The 18,341-nt window shown below is 51.4% G+C and carries 19 protein-coding genes; 18 read left to right on the top strand and 1 reads right to left on the bottom strand.

The window, feature by feature from the left end; genetic code table 11:
• Positions 1 to 30 precede the first annotated feature (30 nt).
• The 3 genes from ACTHRH_RS02830 (at position 31) to ACTHRH_RS02820 (ending at position 2,779) form a co-directional block, all read left to right on the top strand.
• A complete protein-coding gene (locus ACTHRH_RS02830; RefSeq protein ID WP_144932587.1) occupies positions 31 to 978 on the top strand; it encodes a GNAT family N-acetyltransferase in 948 nt (315 codons plus the stop codon).
• Between the two features lie 41 nt (positions 979 to 1,019).
• A complete protein-coding gene (locus ACTHRH_RS02825; RefSeq protein WP_379287294.1) occupies positions 1,020 to 1,730 on the top strand; it encodes a PIG-L deacetylase family protein in 711 nt (236 codons plus the stop codon).
• Positions 1,731 to 1,909: 179 nt separating this feature from the next.
• The gene (locus ACTHRH_RS02820) at positions 1,910 to 2,779 is read left to right on the top strand and encodes an ROK family protein (RefSeq protein ID WP_144932591.1); all 870 of its coding nucleotides are present in this window, start codon (positions 1,910 to 1,912) and stop codon (positions 2,777 to 2,779) included.
• A 33-nt stretch (positions 2,780 to 2,812) separates the two neighbouring features.
• On the opposite strand, the gene ACTHRH_RS02815 is transcribed toward ACTHRH_RS02820, so the two are convergent.
• Entirely contained in the window at positions 2,813 to 3,604 is a 792-nt protein-coding gene (locus tag ACTHRH_RS02815) for a protein-glutamine gamma-glutamyltransferase (protein ID WP_144932593.1), read from the bottom strand.
• Between the two features lie 178 nt (positions 3,605 to 3,782).
• Here ACTHRH_RS02815 and ACTHRH_RS02810 point away from each other — a divergent pair, with 178 nt between their 5' ends.
• The 15 genes from ACTHRH_RS02810 (at position 3,783) to ACTHRH_RS02740 (ending at position 17,346) form a co-directional block, all read left to right on the top strand.
• Complete coding sequence (locus ACTHRH_RS02810) at positions 3,783 to 4,157, top strand: c-type cytochrome (protein WP_144932595.1); 375 nt, start codon at positions 3,783 to 3,785, stop codon at positions 4,155 to 4,157.
• A gap of 144 nt (positions 4,158 to 4,301) precedes the next feature.
• Positions 4,302 to 4,574 carry a small, acid-soluble spore protein, alpha/beta type gene (locus ACTHRH_RS02805; protein ID WP_150959920.1) on the top strand — a complete coding sequence of 91 codons (273 nt, stop codon included), beginning with the start codon at positions 4,302 to 4,304 and terminating at the stop codon, positions 4,572 to 4,574.
• Positions 4,575 to 4,678: 104 nt separating this feature from the next.
• Entirely contained in the window at positions 4,679 to 5,347 is a 669-nt protein-coding gene (locus ACTHRH_RS02800; RefSeq protein ID WP_150959921.1) for a spermine/spermidine synthase, read from the top strand.
• 864 nt (positions 5,348 to 6,211) lie between these two features.
• Positions 6,212 to 7,087 (top strand): ectoine/hydroxyectoine ABC transporter substrate-binding protein EhuB, encoded by an 876-nt coding sequence (gene ehuB, locus ACTHRH_RS02795; protein WP_150959922.1) that lies wholly within the window; start codon positions 6,212 to 6,214, stop codon positions 7,085 to 7,087.
• A gap of 29 nt (positions 7,088 to 7,116) precedes the next feature.
• Positions 7,117 to 7,770, top strand: a complete 654-nt coding sequence (gene ehuC, locus ACTHRH_RS02790) for an ectoine/hydroxyectoine ABC transporter permease subunit EhuC (protein ID WP_225312696.1) — start codon at positions 7,117 to 7,119, stop codon at positions 7,768 to 7,770.
• A gap of 2 nt (positions 7,771 to 7,772) precedes the next feature.
• Positions 7,773 to 8,423, top strand: coding sequence for an ectoine/hydroxyectoine ABC transporter permease subunit EhuD (gene ehuD, locus ACTHRH_RS02785; protein WP_150959923.1), 651 nt, complete (start codon positions 7,773 to 7,775; stop codon positions 8,421 to 8,423).
• Between the two features lie 78 nt (positions 8,424 to 8,501).
• Positions 8,502 to 9,377 carry an ectoine/hydroxyectoine ABC transporter ATP-binding protein EhuA gene (ehuA, locus tag ACTHRH_RS02780; protein ID WP_144932605.1) on the top strand — a complete coding sequence of 292 codons (876 nt, stop codon included), beginning with the start codon at positions 8,502 to 8,504 and terminating at the stop codon, positions 9,375 to 9,377.
• Positions 9,374 to 9,877 carry a diaminobutyrate acetyltransferase gene (ectA, locus tag ACTHRH_RS02775; protein ID WP_225312681.1) on the top strand — a complete coding sequence of 168 codons (504 nt, stop codon included), beginning with the start codon at positions 9,374 to 9,376 and terminating at the stop codon, positions 9,875 to 9,877. The genes ehuA and ectA overlap by 4 nt, the downstream gene beginning before the upstream one ends.
• Positions 9,878 to 9,894: 17 nt before the next feature.
• Positions 9,895 to 11,187: a diaminobutyrate--2-oxoglutarate transaminase gene (gene ectB / locus ACTHRH_RS02770; RefSeq protein WP_440413994.1), complete on the top strand. Its 1,293-nt coding sequence runs from the start codon at positions 9,895 to 9,897 to the stop codon at positions 11,185 to 11,187.
• A gap of 109 nt (positions 11,188 to 11,296) precedes the next feature.
• Entirely contained in the window at positions 11,297 to 11,683 is a 387-nt protein-coding gene (locus ACTHRH_RS02765; protein ID WP_150959927.1) for an ectoine synthase, read from the top strand.
• A gap of 136 nt (positions 11,684 to 11,819) precedes the next feature.
• A complete protein-coding gene (gene thpD / locus ACTHRH_RS02760; protein WP_144932613.1) occupies positions 11,820 to 12,725 on the top strand; it encodes an ectoine hydroxylase in 906 nt (301 codons plus the stop codon).
• A 279-nt stretch (positions 12,726 to 13,004) separates the two neighbouring features.
• Positions 13,005 to 14,294 (top strand): MFS transporter, encoded by a 1,290-nt coding sequence (locus ACTHRH_RS02755; protein ID WP_144932615.1) that lies wholly within the window; start codon positions 13,005 to 13,007, stop codon positions 14,292 to 14,294.
• Positions 14,295 to 14,304: 10 nt separating this feature from the next.
• Entirely contained in the window at positions 14,305 to 15,219 is a 915-nt protein-coding gene (locus ACTHRH_RS02750; RefSeq protein ID WP_144932617.1) for a polysaccharide deacetylase family protein, read from the top strand.
• A gap of 108 nt (positions 15,220 to 15,327) precedes the next feature.
• A complete protein-coding gene (locus tag ACTHRH_RS02745; protein ID WP_440413991.1) occupies positions 15,328 to 16,182 on the top strand; it encodes a CPBP family intramembrane glutamic endopeptidase in 855 nt (284 codons plus the stop codon).
• A gap of 708 nt (positions 16,183 to 16,890) precedes the next feature.
• The gene (locus ACTHRH_RS02740; RefSeq protein WP_150959930.1) at positions 16,891 to 17,346 is read left to right on the top strand and encodes an Hsp20/alpha crystallin family protein; all 456 of its coding nucleotides are present in this window, start codon (positions 16,891 to 16,893) and stop codon (positions 17,344 to 17,346) included.
• Positions 17,347 to 18,341 lie beyond the last annotated feature (995 nt).

The following is an 18,341-nucleotide window of genomic DNA, read 5'->3' as shown; positions in this document are numbered from 1 at the left end:
AGGTTCGGAAATAATAGGAGGCCATAACCTATGATCGCTTACCGAAGCTATAAGCCTGGAGACGAATCGTCCATTGTTGAACTCTGGAACCGATGTTTGACTTGCGACCCGGTGACCGACGAGAGATTTCGCAATCTCGTGCTGCTTGACGCCAATTTTGACCCCGAAGGCCTGCGAGTGGCACAATCCGGCGACCGCCTGCTCGGCTGCGTCTATGCCGTTCGCCGTCTTCTCCCAATGCATGGAACGGATTTGGAGCCTTCCTCCGGATGGATCCCGTTCTTCTTCGTGGCTCCCGAGGCCAGGCGGCAAGGGGTCGGGACCCGGCTGTTGAATGAAGGCTTGCTATGGCTGCAATCTTTGCAGCGGACGCAGGTCTATTTTGCGTCGTATGCGCCCAATTATATCGTTCCGGGCTTGGATGAAGCCCATTATCCGGAAGGCTATGCATTCTTGCTGCACAACGGGTTTACCCGGCTCTATTCGCCGGTGGCGATGGATTATTCGCTGGTCGGGCTGAGCGTGCCGGAGGACGTTTCGGTTCTGAAGCAGAAGCGGATGGAGGAAGGGTATGTGTTCCGCCAGGCGCAGGACAGGGACTTATATGAACTTATTCAGTTCGCCACGGGTGTTTTCAATCCGGATTGGGGAAGAGCGATTCGGGAGGGGGTGCTTCGCGGCCTTCCGTTGTCCAATATCCATATTGTGCGAGACCGCGGCAAGCTGGTCGGTTTCAGCATGCATGGCGGGTATGAGGGCGTCGCCGAGCGCTTCGGTCCTTTCGGGGTAGACCCTGGCCAGCAGGGCAAGGGTTTGGGCAAAATTCTGCTGTACGATTGTCTGGTATCCATGAGGGCTCAGGGACTGCATGGGGCGTGGTTTCTCTGGACGGGAGAACAAACCGCCGCAGGCCATTTGTATAAAAAAACGGGCTTTACGGTCACCCGAACCTTCCATGTCATGTCCAAACCTCTATAGGACATTATCCAAATAATATATCGTAAAGGAGAATGAGAACGATGAGCGGTGAGAAGAAATCCCATATTTTGGCGATTAGCGCACATGCGGGGGATATGGATCTGACGGCGGGCGCGGTGTTGGCCAAATATACCCAGGAAGGCCATAAAGTGACGATGCTGCACCTGACACCAGGGGAGAAGGGGCATCCCCGGCTTACCCCCGATGAATACCGCAAGCAAAAAATCGAAGAGGCTTATCAATTCGCGGACATTATTGGTGCTGAGGTGCGTTTTTTTGACTATAAGGATGCCGAGCTGCCGGTGGACGAAAAAATTAAATACGAGGTAGCGGACGTTATACGGGAGGTGAAGCCGGACATCATTATTACCCATTGGAAAAACAGCATACATAAAGATCATTCCAACACTTATTCCATCGTACAGGATGCGCATTTTTACGCCGCGTTAAAAACGATTGAAAGAGAGCTTCCGGCCCACTATACCCGACGCATGTATTTCGCCGAGAATTGGGAGGATATGGAGGGGTTCGAGCCGGAGGTCTTCGTCGATATTCCCGAGGATGCTTTCGAGACGTGGGTCAAGGGCATGAATGCCTACGCTTTTGCACGGGGTGAAACCTACGGATTCCCATACATTGAATATTATAAGGCGTTAACGATCGTGCGGGGAGCCCCGGTCAATTTCAAACGGGCCCAGGCGTTCGCCGTGCCCAAAGGAGCTTTGAACAGACGTTCCCAATGGCTGGATTGATCAGCTTATAATTTTATGGAGTACTAAAGATAGAAGCGTTTTCCAGACATAAAAGGTTGCTCCCGGGAACTGGCAATGAAAAGTCAAAAAACGGCCCATTTTCCGTTCTTCATAGGGGCCGTTTTTTCTGTATAATATTAAAGGCGGATTGTTTAACTGGAAAGGAAGAGAGTTGGAGAATGAAGATTCTAGGAGCAATAGAAGCGGGGGGGACGAAGTTTGTCTGCGGGATCGGTACCGAGTCCGGGGAAATTTTGGACAAGGTCAGTTTTCCGACGACTACTCCGAATGAAACCTTGGCTCAGGTGGAGGAGTATTTCCGTAACAAGACTATAGCCGCACTTGGAATCGGTTCCTTCGGTCCCATTGACCCGCGTCCGGGAAGCCCGACTTACGGTTATGTCACAAGCACCCCGAAGCCGCATTGGGGCGGTTTTAATCTTCTGGGAGAGCTCCGCAAGCATTTCGATGTTCCGATAGGCTTCGATACGGACGTGAATGGAGCCGTACTAGGCGAGGCCAAATTCGGGGCGGCCCGGGGGCTGGATAATTGCCTGTACATAACGGTTGGAACGGGAATCGGGGCAGGTGCTTTGGTCAACGGTCAGCTCATCCATGGCCTGTCGCATCCGGAAATGGGGCATATTATCGTACGCAGACACCCGCAGGACCAGTATGAAGGACATTGTCCCTATCATAAGGACTGCCTGGAAGGATTAGCCGCGGGACCGGCGATAGAGGCGCGCTGGGGTGTGAAGGGATCGGAGCTGGGAACCGATCACCTGGCTTGGGCTATCGAGGCCGATTATCTGGCCCAGGCCCTCGTTAATTACATTCTCATACTGGCCCCGCAGAAGATCATTATGGGAGGCGGCGTCATGAAGCAGCAGCAGTTATTTCCTCTTGTCCGCAGCCGGCTTCTTGAATGGCTTAACGGCTATGTCCAGCATGAGGCCGTTCTGAACGCTGCGGAGGATTACATTGTGCCGCCTGGTCTGGGAGATAACGCGGGCCTCTGTGGAGCATTGGCTCTCGCTGCGCAAGCATGACCTGGAGACAGGAGCGCAATCGGCAATGACTAATCAAATGGGATATGTATTTCTGCCGATTCGGGCGACCGCGGGACGATAACCTGCCGAGACCCGGTACAAGTATAAGTATCCGGGGTTGGTAGCCTGGTTCAATAAATGAGCGCTGCGGGTGGCCCCGCGCCGGCGATGCCGGTTCAGTGACATAATGATACCGGCCGCATCTCTTATCCCGATCCCATGGCCGAAATACAGCCCGTTGCCGAGATTGACGGCATTCTCCCCCTGCCACTCCGGCTTCAAGGGGTCAACATCGGGATTGTCGAAATAAAGCACGTCTGCCGGGAGGAATTCGCTTGTACGCACGGTGCGGACGGCCAAATCTCTGTCGTATTCCCAGCTAAACAGGTAGAGGTTGGCAAACAGCCGATCGAACAACTCGTCCGGAATGACGTTCAGTACCGCTTTGTAGTATAGAATGATGATGGCTGTTGCACATTCGAATGAGTACAGATGACCATTCCAATAAATATCCCGAATGGCTGCGGAGGGGCGGACATTGCCGCGCAGCCGGAATCCTCCTTGCGGGGTCAGTATCCAATAAGCCGGATTGCAGCGGGAATTGTCGAAGTCGGCAAAGCTGACATTGCTTTGTTCCATGCCGATGGATTCGTCCATAATGGAAATCCTCAGCCGGATTTCAAACTCCAGTTCTTCCGGTCTGGTATACGAATAGACCGTTTGGTGAGCAGCCATTTGGGACAAAATATGGTGTGCGGGAGCCGTCTGGCTCCAGTGCGCCGGCAGACGGTTTGGATCAACATGTACTCCAGCAATTGAAATCATGGGCTTCCTCCGGATATAATGATAGTGTTTAACAAATCATATGTGGAGGACCGTTATTTATTCATTCCTTCCATATGTTTTACGCGATTGCTCAATCGCGCTTTATGGCTGGCTCAAACGGAGCACTGTACAGAGCCTGGATAAAGGTGGTATGATTACAGTAAGGAGGGACGAGGACATGTACAAATGGGCCATGGCTGCATTATGCGCCTGTGCGGTCGTACTGGGTTTATCCGGTCTTGTGTATGCGGTAAACCAGAATGCAACGGAGATCGCTAAAGAAAAAGCGGAAGCAGAAGCTCCGGAAAATAACGCACCGGTAGATGCGGAGGCTGCTGAAGCAGTTTATAAGAAAACGTGCTTGAGCTGTCATGGGGGCAACTTGGAAGGCGGAGCCGGACCTAGTCTGGAAACCGTTGGAGCCAAGTTGGATCGCAACAAAATTCGCCTGAAAATTATGAATGGCGTAAGCCCGATGATGCCTGCTTTCAAAGGTCAGCTGGAAGACGCGGAGATTGCGAACTTGGCTGGCTGGTTGGCAGAGCACAAATAGATGCGTGACATGCAGTGGGCATTATAGTAAACATAGTTATTAAAAAGCAACGCGGGTTTATGGACCTGCGTTGTTTTTTTGTTGTAAGGGGGAAAGCTAACGCTAAAGATTATCCACTCTAATATGCAATAGGAGGAATGATTCATGGCGAGAAGAAGGCGGCTGCTGGTTCCGGAAGCGGGACAAGGATTGAACCAGTTAAAGTCTGAGGTAATGAGGAGGGAAGGCTACCGGGTCAATCCCGCAAGGCCCGATGAAGTGAAATATGAGGTGGCTGATTCCCTTGGGATTCAAATGAACCGGGACGGCAACGGACAAATGAAAACCGAGGATGCGGGCAAAATTGGAGGAAAAATTGGCGGGGCTATGGTTAAGGAAATGATTCAGAAAGCCAAGGAGCAGTTGAACCGAAAATAAAAGTGGAACCCGGTGCCCGCCGGATGATACTTGAAGCCTTGTGAATAACTATATACAATGGTAGGAAAACAAAGGATGGAATCCTTTGGTAAAAGGAGCAAGGTATGAACAGAAATCAATCGGCGGGTATACTGGAAAGATTGGAGCGCCATTCTTCGCCCCGAGGCGACATTCAATTGCAAAAGCGAGGGCAGCACTTCGAAATCATCAGCAACGGAACTTTCCTGATGGCGACCTATAACGGAGCATCGGAACGGCTGTTGGTCCAAGCTGCCCTTGATTGCTGTGAGAATCCGGCTCAGGTGCTGATCGGCGGGCTCGGGGTCGGTTTTTCTCTTGCGGAAGCATTGCGGGACGATCGGGTCGAGCGAGCGACCGTCGTGGAGATCGAAGAGGCTGTCCTGGCATGGAATCGCTCTTACCTCATAGAGTTAAACCATAATGCGCTGTACGATCCAAGAGCCGAGGCTATTCACGCCGATTTGATCGAATGGTTGGCCGGCTGCGCGAGATTATTTGATGTAATCTGTCTTGATATTGATAACGGGCCGGATTGGATGGTATATGAGGAGAACGGGGCACTCTATAATAATAGCGGGCTGACGCTGCTTGGCAGCAGGCTGAACCCCGGCGGAGTCGTTTCCTTCTGGAGCGCTTCCTCCGCACCGGACTTCGAAGCACGGCTAAGAGAGTTTTTCCCCAGCGTTCAGCGAATGACGGTCGATCAACAGAAGGGAGAACCCGATTACATCTATTTGGCCAAGAAAGAATAATAGCGCAATAGATAGGCGCTCCCGAAAAACACGCGAGACAGAGGATGTCAAACATTCTCTGTCTCTTTTTTTGAAATTAAGAAAGAATCTCCTTATGCCTGTTCTTATATTTCATCGGTAAACGCGCCTGTTGTCAGAAGGAGATAGCCGTTTATCCTTGATCGTTATTTCATGACGGAACGTTATCTGTTCACTTCCCCGCAGCTCCATTGCTCGGCATTTCTTTAACCGGGTCATTCTCCGCTTCAGATTCTTTGACTGTTATCCCAACGGCTCAGTCATATTCGTGCTGTGCTGGAAACCAAACGTTTTCATTCTAGCGTCCTTTTGGCTGTTATCCCCTTCGCTCAGTTTTACGTTGGCCTTACTGATGGGTCAGGGTTTTATTTCATCTGGAAGCTTTAAAGAGGGAGAACCAGTCTTAAAGATGGGAAAGTATGAAAAAGTAGGCGGATTGATCAACGATAGGGGACATCTGTTCTTTCTGAGGCAACGGGATAACGGTCAGAAACCGGGCGAAAGAAGGAGATTCGGACGAAATTAGCAGTAAAATTCTTTCCCTTCGGGGCTGCTTACGCTGGACATTGCCGGGCACAGAGCGAGCGGAAAGCGATGGTTTGTCATAGAACTTGACATGAATAGGCTGGATTTCTAGGAGAATTGCCCGAATTGGAAAAGCCATCCTGCCGGATCTATGAGGATTTGGAAGGATATGGGTTGAATAAAAGGGATAGGTCAGGTAATCTTCCATCACCCCGCATGAGCCGGTCTCTGGATAGATAATCCCGGGATATGAAGGATGAGATATCCGCGAGGGAATGTTACCATAAGACACGTACAAAAAATAATAGAAGGGAGACAGATATGAGAAAAAAGTTAGGCACTCTGCTGCTGGCCGCTTGTCTGGGACTGACGGCAGGGTGCGGGAACGGGAATAAGGATGCCGCTCAGAATGAAAACACGTTGGAAAAGGCGCAGCGCCAAGGTTATGTCAGTATCGGGTTTGCTAACGAGAATCCATATGCTTATGCAACCCCTGACGGGCAATTGACGGGGGAAGCCGTTGAGGTCGCCCGAGTCATTCTCAACAATCTGGGAATTGAAGAGATGGATGGCGTTCTGACGGAATTCGGGTCATTGATTCCCGGTCTGCAGGCCAAGCGGTTCGATATCATTACCGCAGGCATGTTCATTAACGAGGAGCGGAGCAAGGAAGTTGCTTTTGCCAATCCTGAGTACAGTATTGGCGAGGCGATTGCCGTTGCCAAGGGCAATCCTCATAACCTCCATAGCTATGAAGATATTAAAGAAAATCCAGAGGTAAAAGTGGCGGTCATGGTCGGCGCAATCGAAATAGACTACTTGAAGAAAGTAGGCGTCGCTGACAATCAGATCGTAACTGTACCTGATCAACCCTCTGCTATTTCCGCGCTTCAGTCCAATCGAGTCCAAGCCGTTACGATGACGGGGCCATCCCTTCAGGCAATGCTCGATTCGACCAAAGATCCCAACATAGAAAGAGTCGCCGATTTCGAACAACCGGTCATTGATGGTAAAAGTGTCCGGGGGTATGGTGCGGCTGCATTCCGTAAAGAAGATACCGCATTTCGCGAAGCCTTCAACGCTGAACTCGAAAAGCTGAAGGAATCCGGGGAATTGCTGAAAATATTGGAGCCCTTCGGCTTCACAGAAGATGAGCTTCCTGGAGACATGACTGCTGAGGAAGCGGCTAAACCGTAAGTTTATGGAACATTAAAGGAGTGGTCCTTATCGATTCTTGGGCGGACTTTCTCCCGACATTAATGCGCGGTGTCAAGATAACACTGCTGGTCACGATCTATTCTACGATCTTTGCCTTTGTTATGTCGTTTATTGCCGGCTTCGGGAGATTGTCGAAATTTCGTATCATTCGATGGGTTACAGTAATTTATGTGGAGATTTTTCGCGGAACCTCTCTGCTGGTTCAATTGTTCTGGATTTATTTCGCTCTGCCGATGCTTATCGATGTCAGGGTTTCGGCCCTTATGGCATCCGTGCTGGCACTGGGCTTGAATTCCGGAGCTTATGGCTCTGAAGTGGTAAGGAGCTCTATTCTGGCCGTCCCCCGGGGACAGACGGAAGCGACGATTGCTCTTAACATGACCCCGGGACAGCGGATGAGGCTCGTGATCCTGCCTCAGGCATTTGTCCGCATGCTTCCGGCGTTCGGGAATCTGTTAATCGAGCTGTTAAAAGGGACTTCGCTCGTATCTTTTATCACGGTGATGGACCTGACTTATCAAGGAATGATCTTACGATCCTATTCCAATTACCACACCACCGAAATATTTATCATGCTGCTCGTTATTTACTTCATAATCGCGTATGTCCTGACACTCATCGTGCGCTGGTTTGAAAAAAGAGCGGCTGCAGGGAGGTCATAATCATGTGGAACTGGGATTATGCCCTGGATATCCTGCCGAAGATGCTGCATGCCCTTCCGATCACCATCGCGGCTACGCTGGCCGGTTTCGCCATTGCCTCGTTGTTCGGATTGCTGCTCGCCGTCATGCGACGTTCCCGGTATAAGCTCATATCCTATCCGGTCATCGGTTTTGTGGAATTTATCCGGAATACGCCTTTATTGGTACAGTTGTTTTTCTTGTTCTACGCATTGCCGCAATTTGGAATCGCCTTGTCCCCTTTCCTCTGTGGAGTCATTGGACTGGGACTGCATTACAGCACATATATGTCCGAGGTGTACCGGTCCGGCATTGAAGCGGTAGACCGGGGGCAATGGGAAGCCTCGACCGCTCTCAATTTTACCAAGGGTCAGATATGGCTGCGGGTCATTCTCCCACAAGCCATCCCGCCGATCATTCCGGTAATGGGCAACTATCTGATCGTCATGTTCAAGGAAACCCCGCTGTTGTCCGCGATAACCGTTGTCGAGCTGATGACGACCGCCAAATCGCTTGGCTCGCAGTCGTTCCGTTATGTGGAGGTTTTCACGCTGGCCGGTTTGTTATTCCTCGTTCTGAGCTATGCTTCATCGCTTGTAGTTCGCACATTCGAGCTCAAGCTGAATCGCAGATAGAAGAGAAGATCTGTAAGGAAATAAGGGGTTGTACTATTCATTAACCAAGTATTCATATTGAAAAAGGCGGTGATAAAAATGGAATCCGATTCCGGGATTCAAGTAATCGAAAGGGACGGTCTCTCGGCCCTGCAAGGGAAAAGTCCGGCTGGACCGGAGACGTCTTCTCCCATCGTGCGCTATCGCAAGGTCAGCATATCGTTCGGGGATCATCAAGTGCTGAACGAGATTGATCTGGATATTACCCCCGGCGAGAAGGTCGCGGTAATCGGGCCGAGCGGCTCGGGCAAAACGACGCTTGCCCGAATCTTGATGACACTTGAGGAGCCTACCTCCGGGGTGATCGAGGTGGAAGGGGAGCCATTATGGCATAAGGAGGTCAAAGGGCGCCTCGTAAGGGCGGATGAGAAGCATCTGCACCGGGTGCGAAGCAAGATCGGAATGGTATTTCAGCACTTCAACCTGTTTCCGCATATGACGATTTTGCGCAACGTGACGGAGGCCCCGATCCACGTGCTTAAGGTTCCGAAGAAGGAAGCCAGACAGAAGGCGATGGAAATGCTGGATAAGGTCGGCCTGGCCGATAAAGCGGATCAATATCCCGCCCAACTGTCCGGAGGGCAGAAGCAGCGGGTAGCGATTGCCCGAGCCCTCGTCATGCAGCCCAAGGTGATGCTGTTCGACGAACCGACATCCGCGCTTGATCCGGAGCTGGTAGGCGAGGTATTGAAGGTGATCAAGGATATCGCCCTGGAGGGAGAGATGGCCATGCTGCTGATCACTCACGAGATGGACTTCGCCAGAGACATTGCCGACCGCGTAGTGTTTACCGATGGAGGCTCCATCGTTGAGCAGGGGCCGCCCCGCCAGCTGTTCGAAAACCCGCAAAGCGATCGGCTGCAAGCTTTCCTTAGCCGGTTTCGCAACGGATACAGCGGGGGGACGTCCGCGTGAGCGAGGTCCGCTTCAGGAAACCGCAGGCGGAGGACGGGGCAAGAATATGGGAATTGGTTCGCCAAAGCCGGGTGTTAGATGTCAATTCCATCTATTGCTACATCATGTTGTGCCGCTATTTTGCGGAAACCTGCGTCATTGCCGAGAAGGAAGGTGAGCTGACGGGATTTGTTACTTCCTGCCCCGTACCCGGGAGCCGGGACACACTTTTTGTATGGCAGATCGGAGTGGCCGAGTCCGAAAGGGGCCAGGGGGTCGGCCGGAGACTGCTGGAGGAACTTCTGAAGAGAGAAAGCTGCCGGGACATCCGGTATCTGGAAACGACCATTTCCCCTTCCAATGGTCCCTCCAGAGCGCTGTTCGCCCGGTTAACGGACAGTTTGGAAACGAAAATGGTGGAAGCCGGAGGGTTTCCGGCCCAGATGTTCCCGGGGGAGGAGCATGAAGAGGAGAAGCTGTACCGGATCGGCCCCATTGCAACGACTATTTTAAAATCATAAGGAGGAATGCCGCCGTTATGGTCCATGTTGCGGATGAAAAGAAGCCGGAATTGCATGTGTTTGAAAAGCTGGAATCCGAAGTAAGGAGCTACTGTCGAAGCTTTCCCACAGTATTTGCCAAGGCGCGCAACGAGAAGCTGTGGGACCGGGAAGGACGAGAGTACATCGACTTTTTCGCTGGAGCGGGGACATTGAATTACGGGCATAACAATCCCCGGATCAAACAGAAGCTGATCGAATACTTAATGAATGACGGAGTGACTCATAGCCTCGACATGGCGACGGAAGCCAAAGAAGGGTTGCTGCAGAAATTCGAGCAAATGATTCTGTCTCCGCGCGGGATGGACTACAAAGTGATGTTCCCCGGGCCGACCGGAGCGAATTCGGTCGAAAGCGCATTGAAGCTGGCCCGTAAAATAACGGGACGTCAGACGGTCATAAGCTTCACCAACGCGTTCCACGGAATGACCCTCGGTGCCCTGGCCGTCACCGGCAACAAGTTTAAACGGCAGGGGGCCGGTGTCCCGCTTCATTATACGGTATCGATGCCGTTCGACGGATACTACGGAGAAGAGGTCGATACGACGGAGTATATCGAGCGGTATCTGGAGGATAACGGCAGCGGAGTCTCCTTGCCGGCCGCGATTATTCTGGAGACCGTTCAGGGGGAAGGCGGCATTAATGTGGCCAGCTTCGAATGGCTGCGCCGAATTGAGGACATTTGCCGCAGGTATGAAATTCTGCTTATTGTCGACGATATTCAGGCCGGCTGCGGAAGGATCGGGACGTTCTTCAGCTTCGACGAAGCCGGAATTACGCCGGATATCATCTGCCTGTCCAAGGCCATCGGAGGCTTCGGCCTGCCGTTAGCCCTCACCCTGTTCCGCTCCGACCTCGATATCTGGGAGCCGGGGGAGCATAACGGTACCTTCCGGGGCAACAATCTGGCATTCATTGCGGCAGCGGAAGCACTCGATTATTGGGAGAGCGGTTCCTTGGAGAAGGAAGTGTCGGCTAAGAGCGAGCGGGTCCGTCAGCGTCTGGAGGAAATCGTCCGCTCGAATCCATCGCTGCAGGCGGCAAGACGGGGCCGCGGGCTGTTTCAAGGAATTGCCTTTCCACAGCCTGGAATGGCCGAGGAAGTTTGCGCCGAAGCTTTCCAAAGAGGCCTCATAATGGAAACGTCCGGTCCGGACAGCGAAGTGGCGAAGGTCATGCCTCCGCTAACGGTTGGCCATGAAGCTCTGGAGCGGGGGCTGGATATTTTCCGGGACAGTGTGGATGCCGTTTCACGACGTCATGTGAAGTAATTCCGGAATTCCGGGAATGGACTTCGGACAACAGAACAGCGGGTGAACTTCAATCGGATTATGCAGCTATATTTCTTGATATCGGAATAAAGAGAGGAGAGCGGAGATAATGATTGTACGCCAATTGGATGAGATCATCGGAACGGATAACGACGTAGATACTCCTACTTGGAACAGCCGCAGGCTGCTGCTGCAGAAGGACGGAATGGGATTTTCGCTGCATGACACGATTATTAAGGCGGGAACCGAAACGTTCATTTGGTATAAAAATCACGTGGAAGCCGTCTACTGCATTGAAGGGGAAGGCGAAATAGAGGTGAAGGAAACCGGGAGGGTGTACCCGCTGAAAGCGGGAACCGTATATGCGCTGGATGGCCATGAGAAGCATTATTTGCGGGCGACCAAAGATATGCGGATGGTCTGTGTATTCAACCCGCCTTGTACGGGGCGTGAAGTGCATGATGAAGAAGGAACATACCCGGTGCTTGCCGATTAAAAAATAATTTGTGGGGAATCGCTGTTCAGGAGAAAAGAAAGGGCAGAGGAAGCAGGCGGGGACCATACTGTTAGCCCTGCCTGCGCCGCTAGCCAGGAAGTCGTCTATCGCGATTATTTCGAAGGAGGAGATTGTGATGAGTAACACGAATACGGCCTTAAATCGTAACGATAACCAGATCGACCTTTATCCATCGAGGATTCACGATAAACCAACCATTACGAGCCGCAAGGATCCGGTCGTCTATCCGGATGCCGGGTTTACCGGGCCTTTGAGCAAGGAACAGCTTGATTTCTTCGAGCGGAACGGTTATTTGTTCCTGGATTCGTTCTTCTCGGAGGAAGAGACAGCCGGGCTGAAGGAGGAGCTGAATAAAGTCTGGCAAGAAAGCGCCGACCGGCGTGTACCGGAAGTCATTCGCGAGCCGGGAGGGGATGAAGTTCGCTCCGTCTTCGCTGTACATCGTGACAATGAGATCTTCCGGGAGCTGTCGCGAAATTCCAGAATTGTAGGAGCGGTGCAGCAAATTCTCGGCAGCGAAGCTTATATCCACCAATCGCGGATCAATTTCAAGCCGGGCTTTACAGGCAAAGAATTTTACTGGCACTCCGATTTTGAAACCTGGCACGTGGAGGACGGAATGCCTCGAATGAGAGCGCTTAGCTGCTCCGTCGCTTTGGAAGACAATTATGCGTATAACGGTGCGCTTATGGTCGTTCCGGGCTCCCATAAGCATTACATCTCGTGCGTAGGCCGAACCCCGGACGAAAATTATAAATCTTCCCTGCGCAAGCAAATTTACGGGGTGCCGGACAACGACAGCCTAAAGTGGCTTGTCGAACAAGGCGGCATTGAGATGCCGACCGGCAAAGCCGGCTCCATACTGCTGTTTGACTGCAACATTATGCACGGATCCAACAGCAACATTACTCCCTATCCCAGAAGCAACGTATTCATGGTGTATAACAGCGTGGAAAACAAGCTGGTTGCGCCGTATTCCGGCCAGAAGCCGAGGCCCGACTACATAGCGACCCGCGACTAGATAAGGCGCACGCACAGCATAATCCGGACGGAAAATTCATTTCTGTCCGGATTTTTTTGAAAATATAAGAAGTATAAGTTTTCATCTATACCTGTTCTTCTAGTTCATCGGTAAACGCGCCCGTCCTAAGGACGGCGATAGCCGTTTATCCTTGCGAGTAAGGGAATGGTTGACCGGAAGCATCGGAGAATCGTATAATAATTGGAAAATAGTTCCTGTGATTGATCGCCTCCCGAAGTACCTGCAAGGCTACCCGATAAGGACTTGGAGGAAAGAACCATGAAGAAGCTTGGGATCAACTCCCCTTACACCTATGCGCTTGGAATGCTGGCCATGATGATTCCCGTTCAGGCGTTCAGCTCCTTCTACAGCTATTATTATATTGACAAGCTGGGACTGGGAGTAGGTTTGGCTACTTTGGCCCGCACTATCTATATGGTGTGGGATGCGGTGAATGATCCGATTCTCGGGTATTTGTCCGACGGCACCAGAACCCGTTGGGGGCGCCGCAAGCCCTGGATTATGGCGGCCATCCCTTTATTTATGGCTTCTTTTGTCTTCATTTTTTCCGCTCCGCAGGGGATGGGGGACCGGCAGCTTTTTACATGGTTTCTCATTGCTCTTATTGTTTATGAAAGCGTTGCCGCCATCCTGTGGGTAAATTACGGCGCCCTGTTTCCGGAGCTGTTTCGCGGAGACCGGCTGCGGGCCAAAGCTTCGGCGATCCAGCAAGGCTATCAGATTGTGGCGATCCTGATAGGCACAGCGCTTACTCCGGTCATATTTGCCTGGATCGGTTTTTCCGGTATGGCCTGGATCTATGCCTCTGTTTTCGCTGTATTGATGCTCCTCTGCATGATGACTGTGCAGGAAGATGAAGAAGCGCGGAAGGAACCCCCGCTCAAGATGCTGGCCGCTTTCCGCGAAACCTTCAAGAACAAGACGTTTTGGATATTTAATATCGCCAACTCTTTCGCCCAAACCGTCAATGGTCTCCTCAGCTCGGCGATCCCCTTCTATGCCAAATATTCGCTTCATATTCCCGAATCTCAGGTTTCTGTGCTGCTCGCGGCCGTTTTTCTGTCGGTTATCCCTCTGGTTGCTTTTTGGTATTGGGTCGTCCGCAAGCTCGGCGGGCTCAGAGGCTGGCGCTTCGCCTTGCTTGTCTATGCGCTATCCGTTATTCCGTTATGGTTTGCGAAGGGGCTCGGGGGAGGCATTGCGGCGGGAATTGTCGTTGGGCTGGGAATGTCCGGTTTTCTGGTTACTCCTGCTGTCCTGAATGGACAAATTGTGGACCGCGATTATGAGAAAACCGGACGCCGAAGAGAGGGCATTTATAATGCGGTGGGGGGATTTATCACCCGTTCCAGCGGCTTGCTGTCGGCCCTCGCCTTCTGGTGCGTCGGCTTGCTGTTCGGCTATGTCAGCGGGAACGACCCCGGTCCGAATGCGGATCAGGCGTTCCGGACCTTGATCAGCGTGATTCCCTTCCTTCTGCTTACTATCTCGTACTTGGTATCTTTATTGCTTAAAGCCAGCGACAATCCAACCCGTCACACGGAATAGGAGGGAAAGCATGAAGCGATCTTTAATCATCAATTGCGATGATTTCGGCCAGTGCAAGGCAGCGAATCAGGCCATTTTCCAGCTTCTTGAAGAAGGCAGGGTCTCCTCGGCGACGATTATGCCCCCGGCACCGGAATTTGCAGAGGCGGCGGCATGGTGCCGCAGCAGGCAGGAGGTCAATGTCGGTCTGCATTTGACGTTGACCAGCGAATACGACGGGCATCGCTGGCGCAGCTTGACGGGGCTGCCTTCTCTTCATGACGAGAGTGGTTATATGTACAGGACGATCGAGGAATTCGAAAGGAACGCCGAACCGAAAGCGGTTAGAGCAGAGATCAACGCCCAATTCCAGGCCGTGGCCAAGGCCGGCCTGAACATATCGCATGTGGACAACCACATGGGCAGTCTTTACGGCTTGGCCACCGGGAAGACCTATCTCCCGGTCGTCTTCTGGGAATGCGCCAAGAGAAAACTGCCCTTCCGCATCTTTCGCAAGATTTACGCCAAGGATGACTTCCTGGCCTCCATTCCCAACGCGGAGCAGACGCTGGCCGGCATTGTCGCTCTTGCGGATACGCTGGGCGTCGGGATGCCGGATTATTTGCTCACCCATCCTTACCATGTAGAGGAGGGCGAGACGTATGACAGCTTCAAGAAAATGCTGGTGAAGAAAGTATACGAGCTTCCCGAAGGGATAAGCGAGACGTATATTCATCCGGCCGTAGAGGATGACGAGCTCAAGAGCTTTCTGCCCTCCTGGCCCAAGAGGGTGTGGGAGCACCGTCTCATGCTGGACGACGATTTCTCATACGCGCTTAGAGATGCCAAAGTGTCGCTAACGACCTACCGGTCCATACGGCCGATAGGCGGAAGCTCCCGGTTCCGCTCGGCGGCTTCGCTGTTAAAGATGCTTGTCAAAAAATGATGGGCCCATCCGAGCGACTGTCCGTAACAACGATGGGATTGTCACGGCAGGACAAACCCGGTACAATGAATAAATTGGAGCAAAGCCGAAGCGTATGGGGGGCATCCGTTGACTGGATTAAATTACGATAAATCTAATGAAGCACATTCTTATCGCACCGAAGGGAAGGAGAGGCGGTTCCTTCCAGAGGTTCTGTTATCGGGCTCGTTCGTACTGATGATCATATTCACCCAACTGGAAGGCGGTAGGCCCTATTTGGCCGGGTTGGCTGTTTTGCTTGCAGCGGCGCTGCCCCGGATCAATCAGCGGTATTATCCTCTTCATACGACTATTCTCGGGTATATGGCCGGTTTTCTGCTATACAGGGTATTCAATCATTGGCTCGAAAGCCTTGCCTTAGGACAGGAAAGCACCGTTCTGCTGAATCGGCTGTCCCTTCTTTTGTTAGTCGCCCCAATGGTTTTGCTTTCGTTATGGTTTCGGGAGAAGCCGATTCCTTATTTGAACAAGCCCGATCTTCGAACCAAGCTGTTTTTTCCATGGATCGATTCCGGTTTTCATCAAGTTAGCGTGAAGATGTTTTTGATGCTGGCGATTCTTATTAATCTGCTGGTGTTTGCTCCTTTTGTCATGCAGCGGACCGCATTCCTCGATCTGAGCTTTGTCCTTATCGCGATATCCTTCGCCGTGATTAATTCCTTCCTGGAGGAGGTTATCTGGAGAGGGGTGCTGCTGCGGAGATTTGGAGAAACGATAGGGGCTAAACCGGCTCTGCTGGTCACGAGTCTCGGCTTCGGACTTCAGCATTACTCCCTGGGCTTCGACTGGTGGATTTGCCTATTGTTCGCCGGCGGCGGTATTTTCTACGGAGCGGTCGTCCTCCGGTCAGGCAGCCTCTATCCCGCGATCCTATGGCACGGAGTAATCAATCTGTTAATGGTATTCAGCGGTATGATCCTGTAAACCGAGTTCAAGCTAGGAGGTACAAGCCGGCATACGTCCGGATTAACCTGGAGTTCATCGGGTAAGAGACCGTGTCGCGGGTGCAGCCTTTCCTTCGCCCAGACCGGAAACAGCACAGAATGTCAGCTTGGCTACATCGTAATTCATAATTGTCAGCCCGTCGCCGATCGGAACTCCCGTGATTTTGGCCGGACGGGCTTTGATATTTTATCTGTATGCACGGTCGGAAAGCTATCCAGGCTGGGGCATTTTTCTTCCTCCAACAAAATCAGCACGAGCTTTTCAGCGGACCTCACCAGAACGCACGAACCTTCGCAAGTTTCTTAAACAGTGCAGAATTAGGCCCAACGATTCTGTAAAATTTCCCTGAGCTCTAATCCAATAAACTACAACAAGTCAGATAAAAAATCGCCATTCAATGGAATGCTGTCCGCCGCAGCGATCCTTCTTCACTTTGGTCCCGTCAGCATCATCATTAATTGTCAGAGTTATGACAGTCTTAAGCAAATAAATGTATAGGGCGGACGCCAGACATGAAGCCTCTTGCCCCGAGAAAAGGTTACTTACTCTGTGCGGATCACCGTTCCCGGAAGTAAGCTGTTGTATGAATAGTGAGGAAAAGTTGTGAACGCCCCATCCATAATCCGGGTCCGTACCTAATTCTCCGCTGATGCGTATAATGTACGAAGAGAAGTGGGGGGATGTGAGATGGAGAGCTTTTTTAAAGAGCCGCTGGAGCTGCAGAAGCTGTTGGATCAACTGACGAAGGGGCAATTTCCTTTCTCCTCGGAGCAAGGGACGGCTTCCCTGTTCCCGGATTCGAATTGGATTCAAAATTACGTTCAAAGTCTGCTGAAAGAACGTATTCCCGAGGCGGTCCCGGCTCAATGGAATCCGCAACCGGAAGTATTCGAGACCCACCGCTCCGTCTTCGTAAGGTTCGAGCTGCCGGAGGAAATTGATCCGTATATGTTGAAAATTCGTGTATACCCCGCATCATTGCAAATGGAAGGCTGGGGAGAGCGTGAATATAAAGTCAAGCTGCCTGCTCTTGTCTCTGCAAACCGGAGCAAAGCTGTGATGAAGGACGGAATTGTCGAGATCCGTATGCCCAAAACCTCGCGCAAAGGCAACGGAAAAGAATTGTATCTCAATCTATATTGAGAGCTCAAGCCCGAACAACAACCGGACACTTAGGACCGGCGGTGACTGCTTACCCGGAGTAACTTGCAGTCCCTGCCGGCCTGCCTTCACTTCATCTCGGCCATGCACTATGTATCGCCGCAACATTTATGAAAAACAACTCGGACTTTCTCCACTAAATGAAGAAGCAAGCTGGTTTTGCCCCCGCCTAAAAACCTCTTAACACAGCCATCGAAGGGCATCTCCTCTGAAAATAAACCATCATTTTCAACCGTCTGATGGCGCCCGTTTGAGGGTACCGGTGGCGCTTTTCCGACTTGGAGTTCTACCTTGAAAAAACCGTCTATTTTTCATTTTCTGCTGGAACCGTGCAAACGGAATGGCGCGTCTAACTGGATTTCTACAGCTAGTTTGCTCCTCTGAAAGCGAAATGGAAACTACCTTGAAAATCCGTCTATTTTACCTTCTGCAGGCATCGTTGCAAGCGGAGCGGCACGTCTACCTTGAAAATCCGTCTATTTTCACCGTCTGCTGGTGCCGTGCAAACGGAATGGCGCGTCTAACTGTATTTTGTACAGGTAGATTCAAGCGAATGGGCGAAAATGATCAAACTAACTGGATAAACTACAGTTAAAATGGGCAACTTTGGGCGAAACGGCTGTTTTGGCGCAAACTAGCTGTAGGTTTTCCAGTTAGTTTCCATATTTCTTCTGAATATAGAAATCTAACTGTATGAAATCCATTTAGTTTTCAAATTTCACACTATTGAAGCCATTCAACTATATTCTACCTTGAAAATCCATCCATTTTCATCATCTGATGGTGTCGCGGTCAGCGGCATAGGGTCAAAATGGAAGAGTTTCCATTTACTTCAATCTCTTTCCGCCATTCACTTGAATTTACCTGTATAAATACAGTTAAATCGTCCCGAACCCATTAGAAAGCAATGGGTTTCTAACTTATATTTCGCCCGTCCAGCCAACGCTTTGAATCGATTTTCGCTCTGCGAAAGCTGA

The sequence above is a fragment of the Paenibacillus sp. SAFN-117 genome (assembly GCF_051966115.1).
GTDB classification, from domain to species: domain Bacteria; phylum Bacillota; class Bacilli; order Paenibacillales; family NBRC-103111; genus Paenibacillus_L; species Paenibacillus_L residui.
This window is presented reverse-complemented; position numbering and strand designations above follow the sequence as displayed.